The 16,590-nt window shown below is 34.6% G+C and carries 21 protein-coding genes; 15 read left to right on the top strand and 6 right to left on the bottom strand.

All coding sequences use genetic code 11. From position 1 onward, the window contains the following. The first annotated feature begins 3 nt into the window (after positions 1 to 3). Together LMD38_RS16355 and LMD38_RS16350 are read left to right on the top strand one after the other, a co-directional pair. Positions 4 to 873, top strand: coding sequence for a TIGR03943 family putative permease subunit (locus LMD38_RS16355; protein ID WP_016717276.1), 870 nt, complete (start codon positions 4 to 6; stop codon positions 871 to 873). A 119-nt stretch (positions 874 to 992) separates the two neighbouring features. Next, positions 993 to 1,499 carry an acyl-CoA thioesterase gene (locus LMD38_RS16350; protein WP_000141171.1) on the top strand — a complete coding sequence of 169 codons (507 nt, stop codon included), beginning with the start codon at positions 993 to 995 and terminating at the stop codon, positions 1,497 to 1,499. Between the two features lie 126 nt (positions 1,500 to 1,625). Here LMD38_RS16350 and LMD38_RS16345 read toward each other — a convergent pair whose 3' ends face one another. Beyond that, on the bottom strand, positions 1,626 to 1,712 hold the full coding sequence (locus LMD38_RS16345) for a YjcZ family sporulation protein (protein WP_000505094.1): 87 nt from the start codon (positions 1,710 to 1,712) through the stop codon (positions 1,626 to 1,628). A 160-nt stretch (positions 1,713 to 1,872) separates the two neighbouring features. On the opposite strand from LMD38_RS16345, the gene cls reads away from it, so the two are divergent. From cls to LMD38_RS16325, 4 genes are all read left to right on the top strand, one after another. After that, a complete protein-coding gene (gene cls / locus LMD38_RS16340) occupies positions 1,873 to 3,057 on the top strand; it encodes a cardiolipin synthase (protein WP_062822318.1) in 1,185 nt (394 codons plus the stop codon). Positions 3,058 to 3,087: 30 nt separating this feature from the next. Continuing rightward, on the top strand, positions 3,088 to 3,546 hold the full coding sequence (locus LMD38_RS16335) for a spore coat protein (RefSeq protein ID WP_000340557.1): 459 nt from the start codon (positions 3,088 to 3,090) through the stop codon (positions 3,544 to 3,546). A 187-nt stretch (positions 3,547 to 3,733) separates the two neighbouring features. Continuing rightward, positions 3,734 to 3,913 carry a hypothetical protein gene (locus tag LMD38_RS16330; RefSeq protein WP_001045960.1) on the top strand — a complete coding sequence of 60 codons (180 nt, stop codon included), beginning with the start codon at positions 3,734 to 3,736 and terminating at the stop codon, positions 3,911 to 3,913. A gap of 101 nt (positions 3,914 to 4,014) precedes the next feature. Continuing rightward, a complete protein-coding gene (locus LMD38_RS16325; RefSeq protein WP_062822317.1) occupies positions 4,015 to 4,635 on the top strand; it encodes an NAD(P)-dependent oxidoreductase in 621 nt (206 codons plus the stop codon). Between the two features lie 24 nt (positions 4,636 to 4,659). Here LMD38_RS16325 and LMD38_RS16320 read toward each other — a convergent pair whose 3' ends face one another. The 3 genes from LMD38_RS16320 to LMD38_RS16310 all read right to left on the bottom strand — a co-directional run bounded on the left by LMD38_RS16320 (position 4,660) and on the right by LMD38_RS16310 (position 7,529). After that, on the bottom strand, positions 4,660 to 5,142 hold the full coding sequence (locus LMD38_RS16320) for a DUF456 domain-containing protein (protein WP_061182980.1): 483 nt from the start codon (positions 5,140 to 5,142) through the stop codon (positions 4,660 to 4,662). Between the two features lies 1 nt (position 5,143). Continuing rightward, positions 5,144 to 6,451, bottom strand: coding sequence for a hemolysin family protein (locus LMD38_RS16315; protein ID WP_016717280.1), 1,308 nt, complete (start codon positions 6,449 to 6,451; stop codon positions 5,144 to 5,146). Positions 6,452 to 6,659: 208 nt separating this feature from the next. After that, complete coding sequence (locus tag LMD38_RS16310; RefSeq protein WP_000055298.1) at positions 6,660 to 7,529, bottom strand: hypothetical protein; 870 nt, start codon at positions 7,527 to 7,529, stop codon at positions 6,660 to 6,662. Positions 7,530 to 7,773: 244 nt separating this feature from the next. On the opposite strand from LMD38_RS16310, the gene cbpA reads away from it, so the two are divergent. The 4 genes from cbpA to LMD38_RS16290 all read left to right on the top strand — a co-directional run bounded on the left by cbpA (position 7,774) and on the right by LMD38_RS16290 (position 11,136). Beyond that, a complete protein-coding gene (gene cbpA, locus LMD38_RS16305; protein ID WP_049113683.1) occupies positions 7,774 to 8,421 on the top strand; it encodes a cyclic di-AMP binding protein CbpA in 648 nt (215 codons plus the stop codon). A gap of 436 nt (positions 8,422 to 8,857) precedes the next feature. After that, complete coding sequence (gene brnQ4 / locus LMD38_RS16300) at positions 8,858 to 10,195, top strand: branched-chain amino acid transport system II carrier protein BrnQ4 (protein ID WP_073531294.1); 1,338 nt, start codon at positions 8,858 to 8,860, stop codon at positions 10,193 to 10,195. Positions 10,196 to 10,261: 66 nt separating this feature from the next. After that, a complete protein-coding gene (csaA, locus tag LMD38_RS16295; protein ID WP_001263033.1) occupies positions 10,262 to 10,591 on the top strand; it encodes a chaperone CsaA in 330 nt (109 codons plus the stop codon). 17 nt (positions 10,592 to 10,608) lie between these two features. After that, entirely contained in the window at positions 10,609 to 11,136 is a 528-nt protein-coding gene (locus LMD38_RS16290) for a DUF1572 domain-containing protein (protein ID WP_016717285.1), read from the top strand. On the opposite strand, the gene LMD38_RS16285 is transcribed toward LMD38_RS16290, so the two are convergent. After that, a complete protein-coding gene (locus LMD38_RS16285) occupies positions 11,109 to 11,414 on the bottom strand; it encodes a hypothetical protein (RefSeq protein ID WP_061182705.1) in 306 nt (101 codons plus the stop codon). The genes LMD38_RS16290 and LMD38_RS16285 overlap by 28 nt on opposite strands. 4 nt (positions 11,415 to 11,418) lie before the next feature. Continuing rightward, entirely contained in the window at positions 11,419 to 11,715 is a 297-nt protein-coding gene (locus tag LMD38_RS16280; RefSeq protein WP_016717286.1) for a hypothetical protein, read from the bottom strand. Positions 11,716 to 11,803: 88 nt separating this feature from the next. On the opposite strand from LMD38_RS16280, the gene spoIIP reads away from it, so the two are divergent. The 5 genes from spoIIP to LMD38_RS16255 all read left to right on the top strand — a co-directional run bounded on the left by spoIIP (position 11,804) and on the right by LMD38_RS16255 (position 16,564). Beyond that, on the top strand, positions 11,804 to 12,958 hold the full coding sequence (gene spoIIP, locus LMD38_RS16275; RefSeq protein ID WP_001079296.1) for a stage II sporulation protein SpoIIP: 1,155 nt from the start codon (positions 11,804 to 11,806) through the stop codon (positions 12,956 to 12,958). 224 nt (positions 12,959 to 13,182) lie between these two features. Beyond that, complete coding sequence (locus tag LMD38_RS16270; RefSeq protein ID WP_016717288.1) at positions 13,183 to 13,680, top strand: GNAT family N-acetyltransferase; 498 nt, start codon at positions 13,183 to 13,185, stop codon at positions 13,678 to 13,680. An 11-nt stretch (positions 13,681 to 13,691) separates the two neighbouring features. Beyond that, complete coding sequence (locus LMD38_RS16265) at positions 13,692 to 14,432, top strand: M15 family metallopeptidase (protein ID WP_000747655.1); 741 nt, start codon at positions 13,692 to 13,694, stop codon at positions 14,430 to 14,432. Between the two features lie 23 nt (positions 14,433 to 14,455). Next, the gene (locus LMD38_RS16260) at positions 14,456 to 14,902 is read left to right on the top strand and encodes an NUDIX hydrolase (protein WP_016717289.1); all 447 of its coding nucleotides are present in this window, start codon (positions 14,456 to 14,458) and stop codon (positions 14,900 to 14,902) included. A 186-nt stretch (positions 14,903 to 15,088) separates the two neighbouring features. Then, positions 15,089 to 16,564 (top strand): amidase family protein, encoded by a 1,476-nt coding sequence (locus tag LMD38_RS16255; protein WP_016717290.1) that lies wholly within the window; start codon positions 15,089 to 15,091, stop codon positions 16,562 to 16,564. Positions 16,565 to 16,590 lie beyond the last annotated feature (26 nt).

Here is a 16,590-nt window from a genome sequence, read left to right as displayed (position 1 = left end):
GTTATGTTTCGAGCATATATATTATTAGGTTTTACAATCTTAATCGCGCAGCTTCATATTTCAGGTAATATTACGAAGTATATTAATATGAAGTATGCCTACTTATCAAAAACAGCAGCTATTATATTAGGTTTTTTAACTGTTGTTCAAATTATAATCGTTTTCCAAAAAGAACATCAAAAAGAAAGAGAACAGCATAATTGTGGTTGTGATCATAGCCATTGCGGACATGACCATTCAAAAGATGAAAACACATGGTGGAAAAAAGCATTTTCGTACACATTGTTTTGTTTTCCAATTGTCTCAGGTTTGTTTTTCCCGATTGCAACGTTAGATTCAGATATTGTTAAGGCGAAAGGATTTCATTTTCCTGTTGCGCAAGCGGAAAGTACAGATCCATTTATGAGAAGGCAATTTTTAAGGCCTGACACGAGTATATATTACGGAAAAGAAGGATACCGTGGTGTAATGGAAAAAGGAAAGAAAGAGTTTGTTACGAAAGATAGTATTGCTTTAAAAGATGAAGATTTCTTAAAAGGGATGGAAACAATTTATAATTATCCTGGCGAGTTTACTGGGAAGAAATTATCTTTTAAAGGGTTTGTTTTCAAAGATGATTCTTCTAAAAAAGAACAATATTTCTTATTCCGTTTCGGTATTATACATTGTGTAGCGGATTCTGGTGTATATGGTATGTTAGTGAAAAAGCCAGAAGGGGTAGAATGGACCAATGATGATTGGATTCAAGTTGAAGGAGAAATATCAACGGAATTTTATCAGCCATTCCATGCGAATATTCCTGTTTTAGAAGTAACGAAATGGAATAAAGTTGAACAACCGAAAGAGCAATATGTATTTAGAGGAGCCGATTGATAACATCGGTTCTTTTTTATGGACTAAGAGTTCTGAATGTTGTTAATATTAAACGTGTAGTTCATTTAGTATAGTGATTATTGAGATATTAGGGATACATCATTAAAGGGGTGATAACAATGACAGAAGTAAAGGGGAAAACAGCCAATGAATCAAGGGTGTTCAAAACGAGCCGAGTATTTCCAACAGATTTAAATGATCATAATACGTTATTTGGTGGAAAGATATTAGCCGAGATGGATATGGTTGCTTCTATTTCAGCGACGAGGCATGCAAGAAAAGAATGCGTCACAGCATCTATGGATTGGGTAGATTTTTTACATCCTGTTCGTTCTACCGATTGTGTGAGTTATGAATCCTTTGTAATTTGGACGGGTAGAACGTCTATGGAAGTATTTGTGAAGGTAGTAGCAGAAGATTTAATTTCAGGTGAGAAGCGCATCGCAGCAACGTCATTTGTTACTTTCGTTGCACTTAGTAAGGAGAACAATCCAGTTCCAGTTCCTCGAGTAATTCCTGAAACAGAAGAAGAGAAAGAATTACATCGCATTGCTGTATTGCGTGCAGAACAACGTCATATACGTAAGGCGGAGAGTAAGAAAGTAGCCACATTACTAACTTTTTAAGTTGAATATTAAGTCGTTAAAGGTATTATAACGGACTGAAATGTTTTTCATATGAAAAGCGGACACCTAACAATAGGTGTCCGCTTTTATAGTTTTTTCATCCACATATCATATGACTGTAACTACTTAGCAGAAGCAAGCAGCACCGACGATGATTAAGAGGATAAATAATACGACTAATAGCGCGAATCCATTACCATGTGCGAAGCCCATTGTTATTTCCTCCTTTTATTTTAAGATACAACATACAATATGCAAATGAGCTATCGTTTGATATGGACATATATCATGCAATGACATATTTTCTTGAATGATATTGTATTAAAAAAGGGAAGATATAGAAATAACAGTAAGTGGAGAAAGGAAAATATCCATGAAACACTTTTTCGTTGTAATCCTTTGTGTAATAGGTGTATTCATTTGGATGAACATCGATGTGGAAATGGGGAAAAAAATGGCTAGTGAATATGAAGTAGGACAAGTTCGATTAGGTGAATTTCAACTGTATACGAACGGTGAAGAGTTATATACGAATTTATTTGAGGATATACGTAAGGCGGAGAAGTACATATATATCCATTTTTATATTGTAGGTAAAGATGAAATAAGCAAAGAGTTTTTACAGTTGCTCGAGAAAAAGGCATCTAGCGGAGTAGAAGTGCAATTGTCAGTCGATCGAATAGGTGGATATAAGCTGAAGAAAAAGACAATTCGTCAACTACAAAGCAACGGTGTCCAGTTTACGTTTAGTAAAAAACCTAAATTGAAACATTTATTCTATTCGTTGCATCAGCGAAACCATAGACGAATTGTTACGATAGACGGAAAAGTATCATATATCGGCGGCTTTAACATCGGAAAGGAATACCTTGGACAAGATCTGAAATTTGGCCCGTGGCGTGATTATCATGTGCGAGTCATTGGGAATGGTGCCACGGATATGGAAAGACAATTTGCTGCTGACTGGAAAGAAGATACAGGAGAAAAAATGCCTGTACATGAAAGTCTACCTGCAATTGGGAATGTAAAATATCAATATTTATTTTCAGATGGAAAAGGGTTATGGGAAAAATATGGAGCGCTTTTAAAGCAGGCTAAAAAGTCTTTAATTATTGCTACACCATATTTTGTACCAAGTAAAGAAATGATGAAAGAGTTAAAAGGTGCATTAAACCGCGGTGTCAATGTGAAAATTCTCGTACCATTTAAAAGTGATGCAGTATTGTTAAAACAAGCTGCCTACCCGTATTTGAGAGAGATGAACCATGCTGGAGCGGAGATTTATCAATATCGGAATGGTTTTTTTCACGGGAAAGTAACAATCATTGATGGAGAAATTGTTGATATAGGTACAGCGAATTTTGATAATAGAAGTTTTTATTTAAATTGTGAATCTAATTGTGTCGTATATGATAAAACAGTTGTTGCTGACGTATGGGATCGACTAAAAGAAGACTTCCATAAATCAAAAAGATTTTCGGAAGAAGATTTTGAGAAAATTAGTAAATGGGATTGGTTTTTAGCAAGAATAGCAAATGTTATAGCATCATATTTATAGCATATAGACAAAAAGTAGGGAGGCACTTTCATGGATTGTATGAAAGAATTGATGAGGTATAGTTATATGCTTATATATAAGGTTGGGGAGTATACAGGACAGGTAAGAGACGAAGAATTAAAGGAGCTATTACAGCATCATTTACCATATATGTTGCAAGCATATAATGAACAAGTGAATTTTCAAGAAGGAGAGAATGTACAGCATATAACTTGTGAACCAATTTCATTTCATTTTCATGAAATGGAAAAGGAAACTGATAGTAAATATACAGGTGATATTTATATTGCAACTTGTTATATTTCGCATTTGAAACGGTTAGCGTTAAAGTTTGCTCAAGTGGCAGTTGAAGTTGCAAATCCAGAATTTCGCTCGTTTTTAGAAAACTGCTTCCTGAAAATGAATCGTTATGCCTATAGTGTATGGCAATATGTCGTGAAGAAAGAGTATAAGATTAAACATGTATATGAAAAGGAGAAGTTTGCATAAGAAACTGAGGCGGAAAGATAGGCGCCTTAGTTTTTTACTTTTTGTGGAGAAAAAATGACTATATGTATATATCTATTATCAGAAAATTTACAAATATTTACCGTTTATTTACTATTTTTCAATCTTTCCTTTAAAAATAGAGAGTAATATGGGATTGTACATATTCTATCAAAAGGAGGAAACGCAAATGAACAAATGGGTTAAATCATTAACTGCTATGGCACTTGCAAGTTCTTTATTAATGGTAGGTTGTAGTAAAGGTGAGGACAAGAAGAAAGAAGACGATACAACAACACAACAAGAGGATAAAAAGGATAAAGAAACAAGTGGAACTGAGAAGTCTACGGATTCTAAAGAAAAGAAATAATGTAATAATAGAGCTTCCTCTTTTATGTGAGGAAGCTTTTTTGTTGTAAATTGATTAAGATTATTGAAAAATAGAGAAAGAATGAAAGAGGGGGAAAACAAATGAAAGTGTGCATATTGGGAGCAACAGGGCGAGTAGGTTCAAACATAATTAAATTAGCATTAAAAGATTCAGCAGAAGTGACTGCATTAGCGCGTGATTCAAGTAGAGTAGAAATAAACCATGAAAGATTACGAGTTATAGAAGGTAATGTATTAAATGAAAATGATATAAAGAAAGCGATAGAAGGAAGCGATATAGTAATTAGTGCACTTGGAACGGATCAAAATGGGACGTTAGCGAAGAGTATGCCACAAATTATAAAGAAAATGGAAGAAGAAGGAGTTCGTAAAATCATTACAATAGGAACAGCCGGTATTTTACAAGCAAGAACAAATCTAAATTTATATCGTTTTCAATCAACGGAATCAAAGAGAAAGTCGACAACAGCAGCAGAAGATCATTTAGCTGCATATAAGATACTTAGTAGTAGTAATTTATGCTGGACGGTCGTTTGTCCGACGCATTTAATTGACGGTGATGTGACAGGTATATATCGAACTGAAAAAGATGTATTACCAGAAGGAGGAGCAAAAATAACAGTTGGTGATACAGCGCAATTTACGTGGAATCTATGTAGTAAAAACAAATATGAGAATAGCCGAGTAGGTATTTCCTATTAAAAAACCATCCCGCAATTGGGATGGTTAAAAGACGATATAACATACAAATATGATAATCATAATGATTTGGAGAATGGCTTTCGCTACTGTACTGCTTAAAAAACCAACTACAGTAGCAACTCCTACTAGAAAGGCGTCTTTTGGCGCTTTTTTATGCATGAGTTCTGTAATAAATACCGATAAGAACGGTATGATAATTAAACCGAATGGTGGGAAAAAGAAAGAGCCGACAATGATAGAAATCATACCGACACGTTCTCCCCATTTAGAACTTCCGTATTTTTTTAAGAAATATCCATTTGCAATAAAATCAGCAACGAAAATGAATAGTGTGAAAATGACTTGAATAATCCAAAAGGAAGTTGTTAGTTCTCCACCATTTATACTGAAATGGTAAATGAAATATCCAGCCCAGACAGCGAGTATGCCTGGAATGATAGGGTAAATAAAGGCAAGAAATGAAACAATAAAACAGGCAATGATACAGATTGTTAATAATACTGTCACTTTATAGCTCCTTCTTCGTGTCTAATTTATGTACCGCAATTTTTTTCACTTGATGTCCATCAAGTTCTAGTGCTTTAAACTGAAAACCGGCAAATTCAATGGAATAACCAGCCTCAATATTTAAGTCCACTGCTTGAGAGAGGAGCCAACCTCCAATTGTATCTAAATCACTATCATCAATATGTAGGCCAAACATATCATTCACTTCAGAAATGAGCACCTTACCGTCTAAAACAGTAAGCTTCGGCGTACGCTTTTCAATCATAGGTGATTCATCCACATCAAACTCATCTTGAATTTCTCCAATAATTTCTTCGAGAATATCTTCCATTGTTAAAAGTCCAGCCGTACCACCATATTCATCCATAACGATTGCCATCTGAACGCGATTCTTTTGTAGATGAACTAACGTTTTGCGAATTGGAACAGTTTCAAAGACAGTTAGTACTGGATGTATGTAAGATTCAAGTGGCTTATGAATGCCTTTCGTTTGATCATGAAATACTTCTTTCGTATTGATCATACCGATAATATCATCTTTATCTTTTTCGATGATAGGGTAGCGTGTATACTTTTCAGTTGCGACGATATCCATATTTTCTTCTAACGTATTTTCAGTAGATAAGCAAATCATTTCTGTACGAGGGACCATAATTTCTTTCGCAACTCGATCATCAAATTCAAAAATATTATTTACATATTTATATTCGGCTTGATTTATTTCGCCGCTTTTGAAACTTTCACCTAAAATGAGTCGTAGTTCCTCTTCAGAATGGGCCAGTTCATTTTCTTTCGCAGGTTCTAAACCGAGTAGTTTTGTGAAAAAGATAGCCGTACTATTAAGTAACCAAATGAACGGGTACATAATTTTATCAAATAAAATAAGTGGTCGTGCAAACTTAAGTGTGATTGCCTCTGCTTTTTGAATTGCAAAAGACTTTGGAACTAATTCACCTAATACAACATGGAAAAATGTAATCACGCTAAAAGCGATAATAAAGGATAAAGTATTTGCCATTGTTCCAGTAATATTAATCTTTTCAAAGAGCGGTCGTAGTAAATGTTCCACAGTTGGTTCACCAAGCCAACCAAGCCCTAAAGAAGTGATTGTAATCCCGAGCTGACAAGCTGATAAATAAACATCTAAATTAGATATGACACTTCTTGCAGCTAAAGCTTGTTTATTGCCTTCATTTGCAAGCTGGTCAATTCGACTTTTTCGTACTTTTACAACAGCGAATTCTGATGCAACGAAAAAGCCGGAAATAAGGATAAGTACAATGATGAGAAAAATATTTAATATGTCCAAGTGTATTCTCTATTCCGTCGCTTGGAATAAAGATGTCACCTCCTGCAATTATGTTATACTTTTATAATAAATCCAAATGAAAAGAATAGTCAAAGAAAAAGGGTAAATATTGGTATGTTTCTGCAATGGTTTTTGAATTTGCTGTTATTTTGTCCGCTATACAAAAGGAATAACCCTCTACTTTCAGATTCTAGAGGGTTATTTCAAATTAAGGTTTTGGAATACTTCTCGTTAAAGCGTATGATTGTTGTTTAAAGTGGTTTGTCGTCCATAGCGTTTGAAGGAATGAGAGTATACAATACGGGATATACAAAAGTAATAAGCTAATTGTAACAATAATAGGTGCATTTCCGCCGAATTGAACGATAAATTGCAATAGTCCACTTGCGTGAAAAACGCATTCCATAAAAACGAATGAAAGAATAATGGAACCTAAAATAGATTTATGATTCGAAGTAAGCGCTAAAAACAATGTATCTACAAGGAAAGAAGCTTGTTTTATTTCATATTCATTTGTATTACTTAAGAAAGGAATCCATTTTTTTATTGCTTGCATAACGATAATCATGGAAGTACTACAAACGATGATAAAAGATGAGTAGTAAGGAATCTTTATAAATTTTGTGATGTATAGGAGTAGTAATAAGACTGCGCATTGTAATAATACAGTACATAAAGAATAAGGAATCCATCTTAATAAAGAAGTGAACTTTTTAACCGATTGAGGTGCTTTAAAAAATAAATGGCCAATCCCTAAGCTGATGAAGAATCCGATTGCAAGAGTAAAGGTAAAACGAACAATCGATAAAAAATATATTTCCCACATGTAAGGGAATAACGGTGTTGATTGATTAGCAGTATGTACCATCTGATTTGCTGAGAAAAAGATAGATTCGTGCATCCAATCAATCTTTGGAATTGTCATCGAAGAAAGTTGTGCGAAGTTATGGAAAATGCTTATAAAGCCGGTGATGTATGAGTATTTATGTGTAATGAATAAAGCTGGAATAGGACTAATGATAAATATAATGAGAACACCAACGATAAATTTATATATGTGTGAGCGCAATAAAGACATGTAACCACCTACTCTTTGAATATTCAGAAGATTCTTATTTTTATTTTAGCTTTTTTCGGAGTAAGTTACAATATATTTTTCTTAAAGAAGTTTAGTATTGTAGTGGATAGAATTGAATGAAAGGTGAATAAATTATGACAAGAAAATGAATAATTTTCAGAAAAATAAAATAAATCATTTATTTTTTTCTGAAAATATAATATAGTTATGGCACAGAAAGTATTTTAACATAAGGAGGCTGTTTATGAGGATTAAAGGGAATTATGTGCCGAAAAGGGAAGTTTTATTTTGCTCAAGTTCAATTACGATAGGGGAAGCACTAGAACATTTAAATAAAACTGGTTATCGTTGTGTACCAGTTTTAGATGAAAAAAAAGAGAAATATTTAGGGAATATATATAAAGTAGATATTTTAGAATATAAAGGTTCTCTGGAAGAAAATGTATTACGATTATTAAACGATAAAGAAGGATATGTCAGAGAAGACTCTTCGTTCTTTAAAGTATTTTTTACAATAAAAAAATTACCTTATTTATCAGTAGTTGATGAAAAAGGAGTCTTTCTTGGGATTTTAACGCATAAAAAGGTTTTTGAGCTATTAGAAGATGCCTGGGGCGTTCATTCTAGTAAATATTCTGTCATGATTGGGACACAAGATTATAATGGGGCTATTCAAAAATTATCGACAGTATTAAAAAAATATACAGGTATCCAAAGTTTAATGACTTTTGATAACGATGCCTTATTAGTTCGTAGAATTATGTTTACATTAGGAGAAGAGTTTAACGATGGGGAATTAGAGACGTTATTGAAAGATTTAGAAGATCACGGATTTAGAGTGGTGTATGTGGAAGAGATGAAAAATCCACGTGAAGTTGAAACGATAGAATAATATGCAAAAGCCGTCTAATTATGTTGGATGGCTTTTGTTATGTTACGTGTATAAAATTATTTGAAAATAACGATAGGGTAATAAGTGAGTCTGAAACAATATTTGTGCAAAAGAATAAAAAATGTAGATAATTTTGATTTTCAAAAAAGTCAATTTGAAAATATGTTTTTATTTTTCAACTAAATATGTTACTATATGTGTGATAAAAACAAAGAGGTCTGACAACTATACTCCACGCAATACCACTCTAATGATTTAAAAATTCAAAAAAATCAAAAATTAATAATTAGAGTAAAAATAAGGGGATTGGAGAAATTATGGAGAAAGACACTGCTTTGTAAGGGGCATATTTTATCAGCTTGAACAGAGAGGAGGATGCATAGCATATTGTGAAAATAGAGATAAACAATGAAAAAGTGCTATGCAAATGAAAAGCATGAAGGGACGTTTAAGGCCAGGTGATACGGTAGCAATTGGTTTAATGTTATTTGCACTATTTTTAGGAGCAGGAAATTTAATTTTCCCACCAGTTTTAGGGCAACAAGCTGGAGAGAATGTTTGGGTTGCTACAATTGGATTCCTCGTAACGGGAGTCGGATTACCCCTATTAGCTGTAACAGCTGTCGCGTTTGTAGAGGGGGACTTGAAAGCGCTATCTTCTAGAGTTCACCCTATATTTGCGTTTGTTTTCCCATTGATTAGTTATTTAGCGATTGGACCTTTTTTCGCGATTCCGCGTACGGGAGCCGTTTCATTTGAAATGGGTATGAAGCCATTTTTATCAGAGGCATTAGTTTCCGAATGGTACATGCTATTTCTTTTCACTATAATTTTCTTCGGAATAACTTGGTATTTATCTTTAAATCCATCAAAATTAGTGGATTGGTTCGGGAAATTTCTTACACCATTGTTAGTATTAATTGTTGCTGTAATTGTCGGAAAGGCAATTGTTGATCCGATTGGAGAACCAGCTGCACCGCTAGAGGCATACAAGGAAAATGCTTTCTTTGGTGGATTTATTCAAGGATATTTAACGATGGATGCAATTAGTGCGCTTGTATTTGGAATTGTAGTTGTACAAGTTATCCGCTCTAAAGGAATAAAAGAGAGTAATCAAATTGCAAAAATAACAGTAGTATCAGGTATTATCGCTGTACTTGGTTTAACGTTAATCTATTTATCACTTGCTTATCTTGGTTCAACAAGTACATCACTTGGGGTATCAGAGAATGGTGGACTTATTTTAACGAATGTTGTAAATGAGTTATATGGAACAAGTGGTAAAATTTTATTAGGACTTGTTATTGTACTTGCTTGTTTAACAACTTCTGTTGGATTAACATCAGCTTGTGCTGGCTTCTTTACAAACTTATTCCCAAAACTTTCGCATAAAACGATTGTAACAATGGTATGTGTATTTAGTTTAATTGTATCTAACCTAGGTTTAACGCAATTAATCGCAGTTACTTTACCAGTGTTAATGATCATTTATCCAGTTGCAATCGTATTAATCGTACTTTCTTACTTCCATAAATGGATTGGGAAGCGCAATACCATTTATATTGGAGCTATTTTAGGTGCATTATTAATTAGTTTCTTTAACGGTTTAGAAAGTGCGAAGATTAAAATTGACGCGATTTCTAACGTACTACAAATGTTACCATTATATAATGAAGGAATAGGATGGCTAATCCCATCATGTATTGGCGGGATCCTCGGTTTCTTCTTCTATAAATCAAATGAATCAAGTGAACTACAAAAGAAAGGTGCTTAGGCGCCTTTCTTTTTTTAAAGGGGATTTTTTTGTTTTGTCTAAGTAATAAATGAAAGGAGTGATAAAATGGCTAATTTTGAAGATTTTTTAACTTTGGATTTACGGATTGGGACTGTAACACATGCAGAGGAATTTAAAGAAGCGAGAGTTCCAGCGATTAAACTAGAAATTGATTTTGGAGAGCTTGGAATGAAGCAGTCAAGTGCTCAAATTACGAAGAGATATAACCCAGAAGATTTAATCGGTCAGCAAATCGTTGCTGTTGTAAATTTTCCGCCAAAGCGTGTAGCGGGATTTAAATCAGAAGTACTTGTTTTAGGAGGAGTACCTGAAGCGGGTGATGTTGTATTACTGCAGCCTAATATGGAATTACCAAATGGAACAAAAATTAGTTAATGTAAAGGCGGGGGAACATGGATATTGGACGCGAATACGTACAGTGTGCTATTTCGAATTTTGAAGCAACAAAGAAACAAGGGGAACGGGTGCTTTCACAATTATCATATGAACAGATTGAATGGTCTTCTCATGAAGCAACAAATAGCATAGCAATTATAATTAAGCATCTGCACGGTAATATGCGTTCTAGATGGACGGATTTTTTAACATCTGACGGTGAAAAAATAGATCGTAACCGAGATGCTGAATTTGAAGGTGGTTATTCTTCTAAGAAAGAGGTACTCGCAGCATGGAATGAAGGTTGGGAATATGTTTTTAAAACGATGAATGCACTAACGTCAGAACATTTATTGCAGACAGTATATATTCGCGGGGAAGCACATACTGTCATGCAAGCAATTGAAAGACAAATTTCTCATTATGCTTTGCATATTGGACAAATGATTTACATCGGTAAAATGTTAAAAGAAAATGAGTGGGAATGTTTAAGTATTCCTAGAGGAAAGTCTAACTTTCATTTAGAGAAAAAGCGTTCAACATAATAATAGGAAAGAAACCGATATAAAATTGGAAGTAAGAAAACAAGCCAAATGATAGATGGCTCTGTAGTCATAAGAATGCTACCAACAATCAGCCCATATATAATAAGAAAGAAATTAATAAGTGTATTCACAGGGATAAATCGTGAGATAAAAACTTGCTGTCGTTTAAAACAATCACTATGAAATACATAAAAGCGGAAGTACCATGTGGTAGTAATAAGATCTTTCTTTCGCGTAATTCTTTTTTTGCATGTATGACAGATGAACGGTGGTTGCATTTCATTACGCTCCATTTTTTATATTTGTAATAATGTAGGACAAAAGTAGGTACAAAGTGTATATCCCTATATACGCTCCTGATATAAGAAAAAATGGATTTAGTAAAATCCCATGAATACTTGTCATAAAAACTAAGTCTTGTATTAAAACATCATATATATGAATAGAAATGATTGTACCGAGTACATAAAGTGCTAGATATGCTGAAATATGTAACGCAACACGGATGGTAGGATGCTTAGCAAGCCAATAAAAAATAAATGATAGTACAACGGGTAGTGTTCCTATTAGTAGTTTCAATTCATTTCACCTCATTAACAATATAGCCGGAATTTAGACGGTCTATTCTCTAGAGCTTGTACATAACTTGAAATAGAGAGGTGATAGTATGAATCGAGGCTTTTTTTATGTGAAATTCACGAGTGTACGTAAGTTAGTATTATTTATTATTGCTACAGTACTAGCGACTTTTTTTCTTATTAGTATGATGGTAACCTCTATGAAAGAGACGAAGTCAACGTATTTATATAATTGGTTAAATGAGTTATCAATGAATGGTTACATGTACGTTCTTGGGAAAGAGAATCATTATTTTACACAGGAATATCGAAATTTAAATCAAGATTTTTCAATATCTTCGTTTCTCTTTTCTATGGCTACGAATATTCGTTTTAACGATGTACGCAGTTTTGTCGGCAAAGAGCTACCTGGTTTCGGTAAGTACGATACAGAAATTGTTATTGCGGGGGAAGGAACAAATTATTCTAACTTGCCTATAGAGTCGAGCGTTCCACTTGAAGAAGTAGTAAAAGAACGGACTGGAGAAGGTGGACAGGCTCAAAAGCCGGATACGAATAAAGAGAAAAAGCAACCAGCTCAAACGACAGGAAAACGACAAGTTGCATTTATTTATCATTCGCATAGCTGGGAATCTTATTTGCCATTATTGAATTTAACAAATGATCCAAATCCGAATAAAGCCACAAGTTCCGTAACGAATATTTCAATAGTCGGCGACCGATTTCGTGAACAATTAGCAAATGAAGGAATCGGAGCAACTAACGACAAGACTGATGTTGGTCAAAAGTTGATTAGTAAAGGGTTAAATAGTAATAGTTCTTATAAAATGTCACGGGAAATTGTACAAGAAGCAATGGCCGGCAATAAAGAATTACAATACTTCTTTGATTTACATCGTGATAGTGCTCGGAAAAATGTCACGACAAAAATAATCGGTGATAAATCATATGCGAAGCTTGCGTTTGTAGTAGGGAAAGGTAACAAAAACTATGAAAAAAACTTGCAATTAGCAACGGCTTTACATGAGACGATTAGTAAGAAATATCCAGGCGTTAGTCGTGGTGTCATTCAAAAAGGATTCCAAACAGGAAATGGTGTCTACAATCAAGATTTGTCAGGACAAGCGATATTAATTGAAGTTGGTGGCGTAGATAATACAGAGGAAGAACTAAATCGATCGATTGATGCGCTAGCTAAAGCGTTTGGTGAATATTTCTGGCAGGCAGAAAAAGTGAATGGATAAAGTGAAACAGAAATGAATGCGAGAGTCTGAAAAAACGTGAGTGTAATGCTTGCGTTTTTTTGTAATTAATGATGTGTCACAGAATAGACATAATTTGTCCATGTTATAGTAATATCGAAATTTGTCAAATTATACTGGGAGATTTACAAAGGGATTTTCGGGAAAGTAGAGAAAATCTTTTTACAAGGAAAGCTTTTTATTATGAAATTGGTAGGGTGATTGAAATGATTAGGGAAATCAAAGTAGAAGATGCAGCATCATTTTTGCAATTAAGTAAGCAATTAGATGAAGAAACAAAATTTATGTTGTATGAACCAGGAGAAAGGAAATTCACAGCCGAGCAACAAGAGCAAATGATTCAGCGCTTTGTAGAAAATAAATATGCAACAATATTGGTAGCAGTTGAAGAAGAGAGAATAGTAGGGTTTATTTTAGTGAATGGAAATCATATTCAAAGAAAGAGACATGTAGCAAGTATTGTAATTGGGATTTTGCAAGAGTATAGTGGGCGAGGTATTGGGACTAAATTGTTTAAAGAGGTCGAGAAGTGGGCAAGATTACATGGTGTATGGCGTTTAGAATTAACGGTAATGGCCCACAATACAAGAGCTCAGGCACTATATAAAAAAGCTGGATTTGAGAAGGAAGGTGTCAAAAGAGCTGCTCTTATTATCGATGGAGAGAACATCGATGAGTATGAAATGGCCAAATTATTAAAATAAGAGGTCGTTATATGAAAAAAAGATGGATACTACTTGGTATCGTAGCGGCGATACTCATTGTTGGAGTAGCGGGAATCAATTATAAAATGTATAAGGATAAGCAAGCACGCGAGGTGAATGTAAATAACATATTTCCGAAGGCAAAAGAAACGATTGCGAATATGGATGGGGATATTGCGGTAATTAGTAATCCGAATTCGATGCTTGTGCTTGTGAATAAAAGTAGGCGTTTACCAGACGGGTATAGACCGCCAGATTTAGTTATTCCGAAAGTGCGCTACTCTAGTGAAGGTGATCAAGAAAAGAAAAAAATGAGGAAAGAGGCAGCCGGTGCGCTTGAGGAAATGTTTCAGCAAGCGGATAAGGAGCGTGTTTTCTTATTTGCAGTCTCTGGATTTAGATCTTTTGATCGGCAAAAAGCGTTAAATACAATGTATAAAAAACAAGATGGAGAAGCAAAAACAGCAATGTCGAGTGCAGTTCCTGGAACGAGTGAACATCAAACTGGACTAGCTATGGATATCACATCACAATCTGCTAAGTTTCAGTTAGAGACAATTTTTGGTGAAACGAAAGAAGGGCAGTGGCTTTCTGAAAATGCCCATAAATTTGGTTTTGTCATTCGATATACAAAAGAGAAAGAATCGATTACGGGCTATCGATTTGAACCATGGCACGTGAGGTATGTGGGAAATCCACAAGCTACATATTTATATGAAAATCAACTGACACTTGAAGAAGTAGCGCAGTGAACAATTGAGGGGAGAGAAGGATTATGACGGTGTTATATAAGAAAAAAGTACACGCATATGTGACAAGAGAAAAAGAAGGAGTTATGCAACTGCTTGTTTTTAAACATCGTGATATACCTGAAGCTGGTATACAAGTGCCAGGGGGAACAGTTGACGAAGGGGAAACGCTAGAAGCAGCGATTTTACGTGAAGTACAAGAAGAGTCTGGGTTACGTCATTTATGCATAGAACGATTCCTAGCTGATTACATCATACATGTGAAAGAAAAAAAGGAATATCAAAAACGTCATTTCTTCCACGTAACATTACTAACAGATGTAAAAAATCGTTGGGAACATATTGTCAGTGCCGGTGAGGAAGATGAAGGCCTAGTATTTTGCTACGAATGGATTGATATTGCAAAATGCCCTGAATTAGAGGGGAAACAAGGTGAGTTTTTACATTTGTTAGATGAGGTATATGTAAAATAATAAAAGAGTCTGAAGCGGAAGTTAATTCGTTTCAGACTTTTTTTATTTTTCAGGAAATAAAAGGTTTTTACAGTGGTGAGTTGAATTCTTTTAATTGGATTGTATTTGTATATGCGAGGAGCGGAGAAAATGAACAAGTAATAGATACATGTTATCAATAAAAGGCTTTATAGAAGGAGAATGACGATGGAGATTCAGTTCAATACACTACTACAAAAAGAATTAACAATTCATGATATACAAAAAGCAATGGTAGCTGGGCAATTAACTTCAAAAGAATTAGTTATGTATTACCTTCATAGAATCGCAAAGTATGATCAAGACGGACCGAAAATCAATTCTATTTTAGAAATCAATCCGGAGGCTATCTTTATTGCAGAAGCGCTAGATCATGAAAGAAAAACAAAAGGTGTAAGAGGTCCACTACACGGTATACCTGTTGTACTTAAGGACAATATTGAAACGAATGACTCTATGCATACAAGTGCAGGTACGATTGCGTTAGAACAAAATATAAGTAGTGAAGATGCATTTCTCGTTACGAAGCTGCGAGAAGCAGGAGCAGTGATAATAGGGAAAACAAATATGACAGAATTAGCAAATGCAATGTCATTTGAAATGTGGGCTGGATATAGTGCGAGAGGTGGGCAAACAATAAACCCTTACGGTACGGGTGAGGATGATATGTTTGTTGGTGGCTCAAGTACAGGATCTGCCATAGCAGTTGCTGCTAACTTTACAGTAGTATCGGTTGGAACAGAAACAGATGGTTCTATTTTGAGTCCAGCTGTTCAAAACTCTGTAGTCGGTATTAAACCGACTGTTGGTTTAATTAGTCGTAGAGGTATTATTCCGTTCACATATTCGCAAGATACAGCCGGCCCATTTGCTAGAACAGTAACAGATGCCGCTATTTTACTAGGGGGGCTAACTGGGGTAGATGAGAAAGACGTAGCTACTTATAAAAGTGAAGGGATAGCAGAGCATGATTATACAAAATACCTTGATGTTAATGGTTTAAATGGAGCGAAAATTGGTGTATATAGCAATGCACCAAAAGATTATTATGAATCTGGTGAGTATGATGAGAAATTGTTTAAGGAAACAATTGAAGTATTACGTAGTAAGGGTGCGACAGTAGTAGAGGATATTAATATCCCGTCTTTTCATAGAGAATGGAGCTGGGGTGTATCACTCTATGAATTAAAGCATAGTTTAGATAACTATCTTTCCAAATTGCCTTCTACTATACCAGTACATTCTATTTCAGAGTTAATGGAGTTTAATGAAAACATAGCAGAAAGAGCTCTGAGATATGGACAAACTAAGTTAGAAAGAAGAAAAGATTTTCCTAATACGTTAAGAAATCCACAATATTTAAATGCAAGATTAGAAGATATATATTTTTCACAAGAACAAGGCATTGATTTTGCACTGAAAAAATATAATCTTGATGCGATTCTGTTCCCTTCTTATATAGGCTCCACTATATGTGCGAAAGCAGGTTATCCGTCTATAGCAATACCTGCGGGATATATGGATAACGGGAGACCATTTGGAATTACGCTTGCAAGCACTGCTTTTCGTGAGGGGACTTTAATTAAACTCGCATACGCTTTTGAACAAGCGACAAAGCATCGGAAATCTCCTAACTTATCATAAATAAAATAAATAGGGCAGGAAATCCT

Source organism: Bacillus pacificus, assembly GCF_020861345.1.
Classification (GTDB): domain Bacteria; phylum Bacillota; class Bacilli; order Bacillales; family Bacillaceae_G; genus Bacillus_A; species Bacillus_A pacificus.
This window is presented reverse-complemented; position numbering and strand designations above follow the sequence as displayed.

Excerpts from the sequence above, each read along its gene's own strand:
- LMD38_RS16270 (WP_016717288.1), top strand. The coding sequence starts at position 13,183 with ATGATTAGGGAAATCAAAGTAGAAGATGCAGCATCATTTTTGCAATTA.
- csaA (WP_001263033.1), top strand. The coding sequence starts at position 10,262 with ATGGCTAATTTTGAAGATTTTTTAACTTTGGATTTACGGATTGGGACT.
- LMD38_RS16345 (WP_000505094.1), bottom strand. The coding sequence starts at position 1,712 with ATGGGCTTCGCACATGGTAATGGATTCGCGCTATTAGTCGTATTATTT.
- LMD38_RS16350 (WP_000141171.1), top strand. The coding sequence starts at position 993 with ATGACAGAAGTAAAGGGGAAAACAGCCAATGAATCAAGGGTGTTCAAA.
- LMD38_RS16265 (WP_000747655.1), top strand. The coding sequence starts at position 13,692 with ATGAAAAAAAGATGGATACTACTTGGTATCGTAGCGGCGATACTCATT.
- LMD38_RS16255 (WP_016717290.1), top strand. The coding sequence starts at position 15,089 with ATGGAGATTCAGTTCAATACACTACTACAAAAAGAATTAACAATTCAT.
- cbpA (WP_049113683.1), top strand. The coding sequence starts at position 7,774 with ATGAGGATTAAAGGGAATTATGTGCCGAAAAGGGAAGTTTTATTTTGC.
- LMD38_RS16355 (WP_016717276.1), top strand. The coding sequence starts at position 4 with ATGTTTCGAGCATATATATTATTAGGTTTTACAATCTTAATCGCGCAG.
- spoIIP (WP_001079296.1), top strand. The coding sequence starts at position 11,804 with ATGAATCGAGGCTTTTTTTATGTGAAATTCACGAGTGTACGTAAGTTA.
- LMD38_RS16260 (WP_016717289.1), top strand. The coding sequence starts at position 14,456 with ATGACGGTGTTATATAAGAAAAAAGTACACGCATATGTGACAAGAGAA.
- LMD38_RS16330 (WP_001045960.1), top strand. The coding sequence starts at position 3,734 with ATGAACAAATGGGTTAAATCATTAACTGCTATGGCACTTGCAAGTTCT.
- LMD38_RS16310 (WP_000055298.1), bottom strand. The coding sequence starts at position 7,529 with ATGTCTTTATTGCGCTCACACATATATAAATTTATCGTTGGTGTTCTC.
- LMD38_RS16335 (WP_000340557.1), top strand. The coding sequence starts at position 3,088 with ATGGATTGTATGAAAGAATTGATGAGGTATAGTTATATGCTTATATAT.
- LMD38_RS16290 (WP_016717285.1), top strand. The coding sequence starts at position 10,609 with ATGGATATTGGACGCGAATACGTACAGTGTGCTATTTCGAATTTTGAA.
- cls (WP_062822318.1), top strand. The coding sequence starts at position 1,873 with ATGAAACACTTTTTCGTTGTAATCCTTTGTGTAATAGGTGTATTCATT.
- brnQ4 (WP_073531294.1), top strand. The coding sequence starts at position 8,858 with ATGAAGGGACGTTTAAGGCCAGGTGATACGGTAGCAATTGGTTTAATG.
- LMD38_RS16325 (WP_062822317.1), top strand. The coding sequence starts at position 4,015 with ATGAAAGTGTGCATATTGGGAGCAACAGGGCGAGTAGGTTCAAACATA.
- LMD38_RS16285 (WP_061182705.1), bottom strand. The coding sequence starts at position 11,414 with ATGCAACCACCGTTCATCTGTCATACATGCAAAAAAAGAATTACGCGA.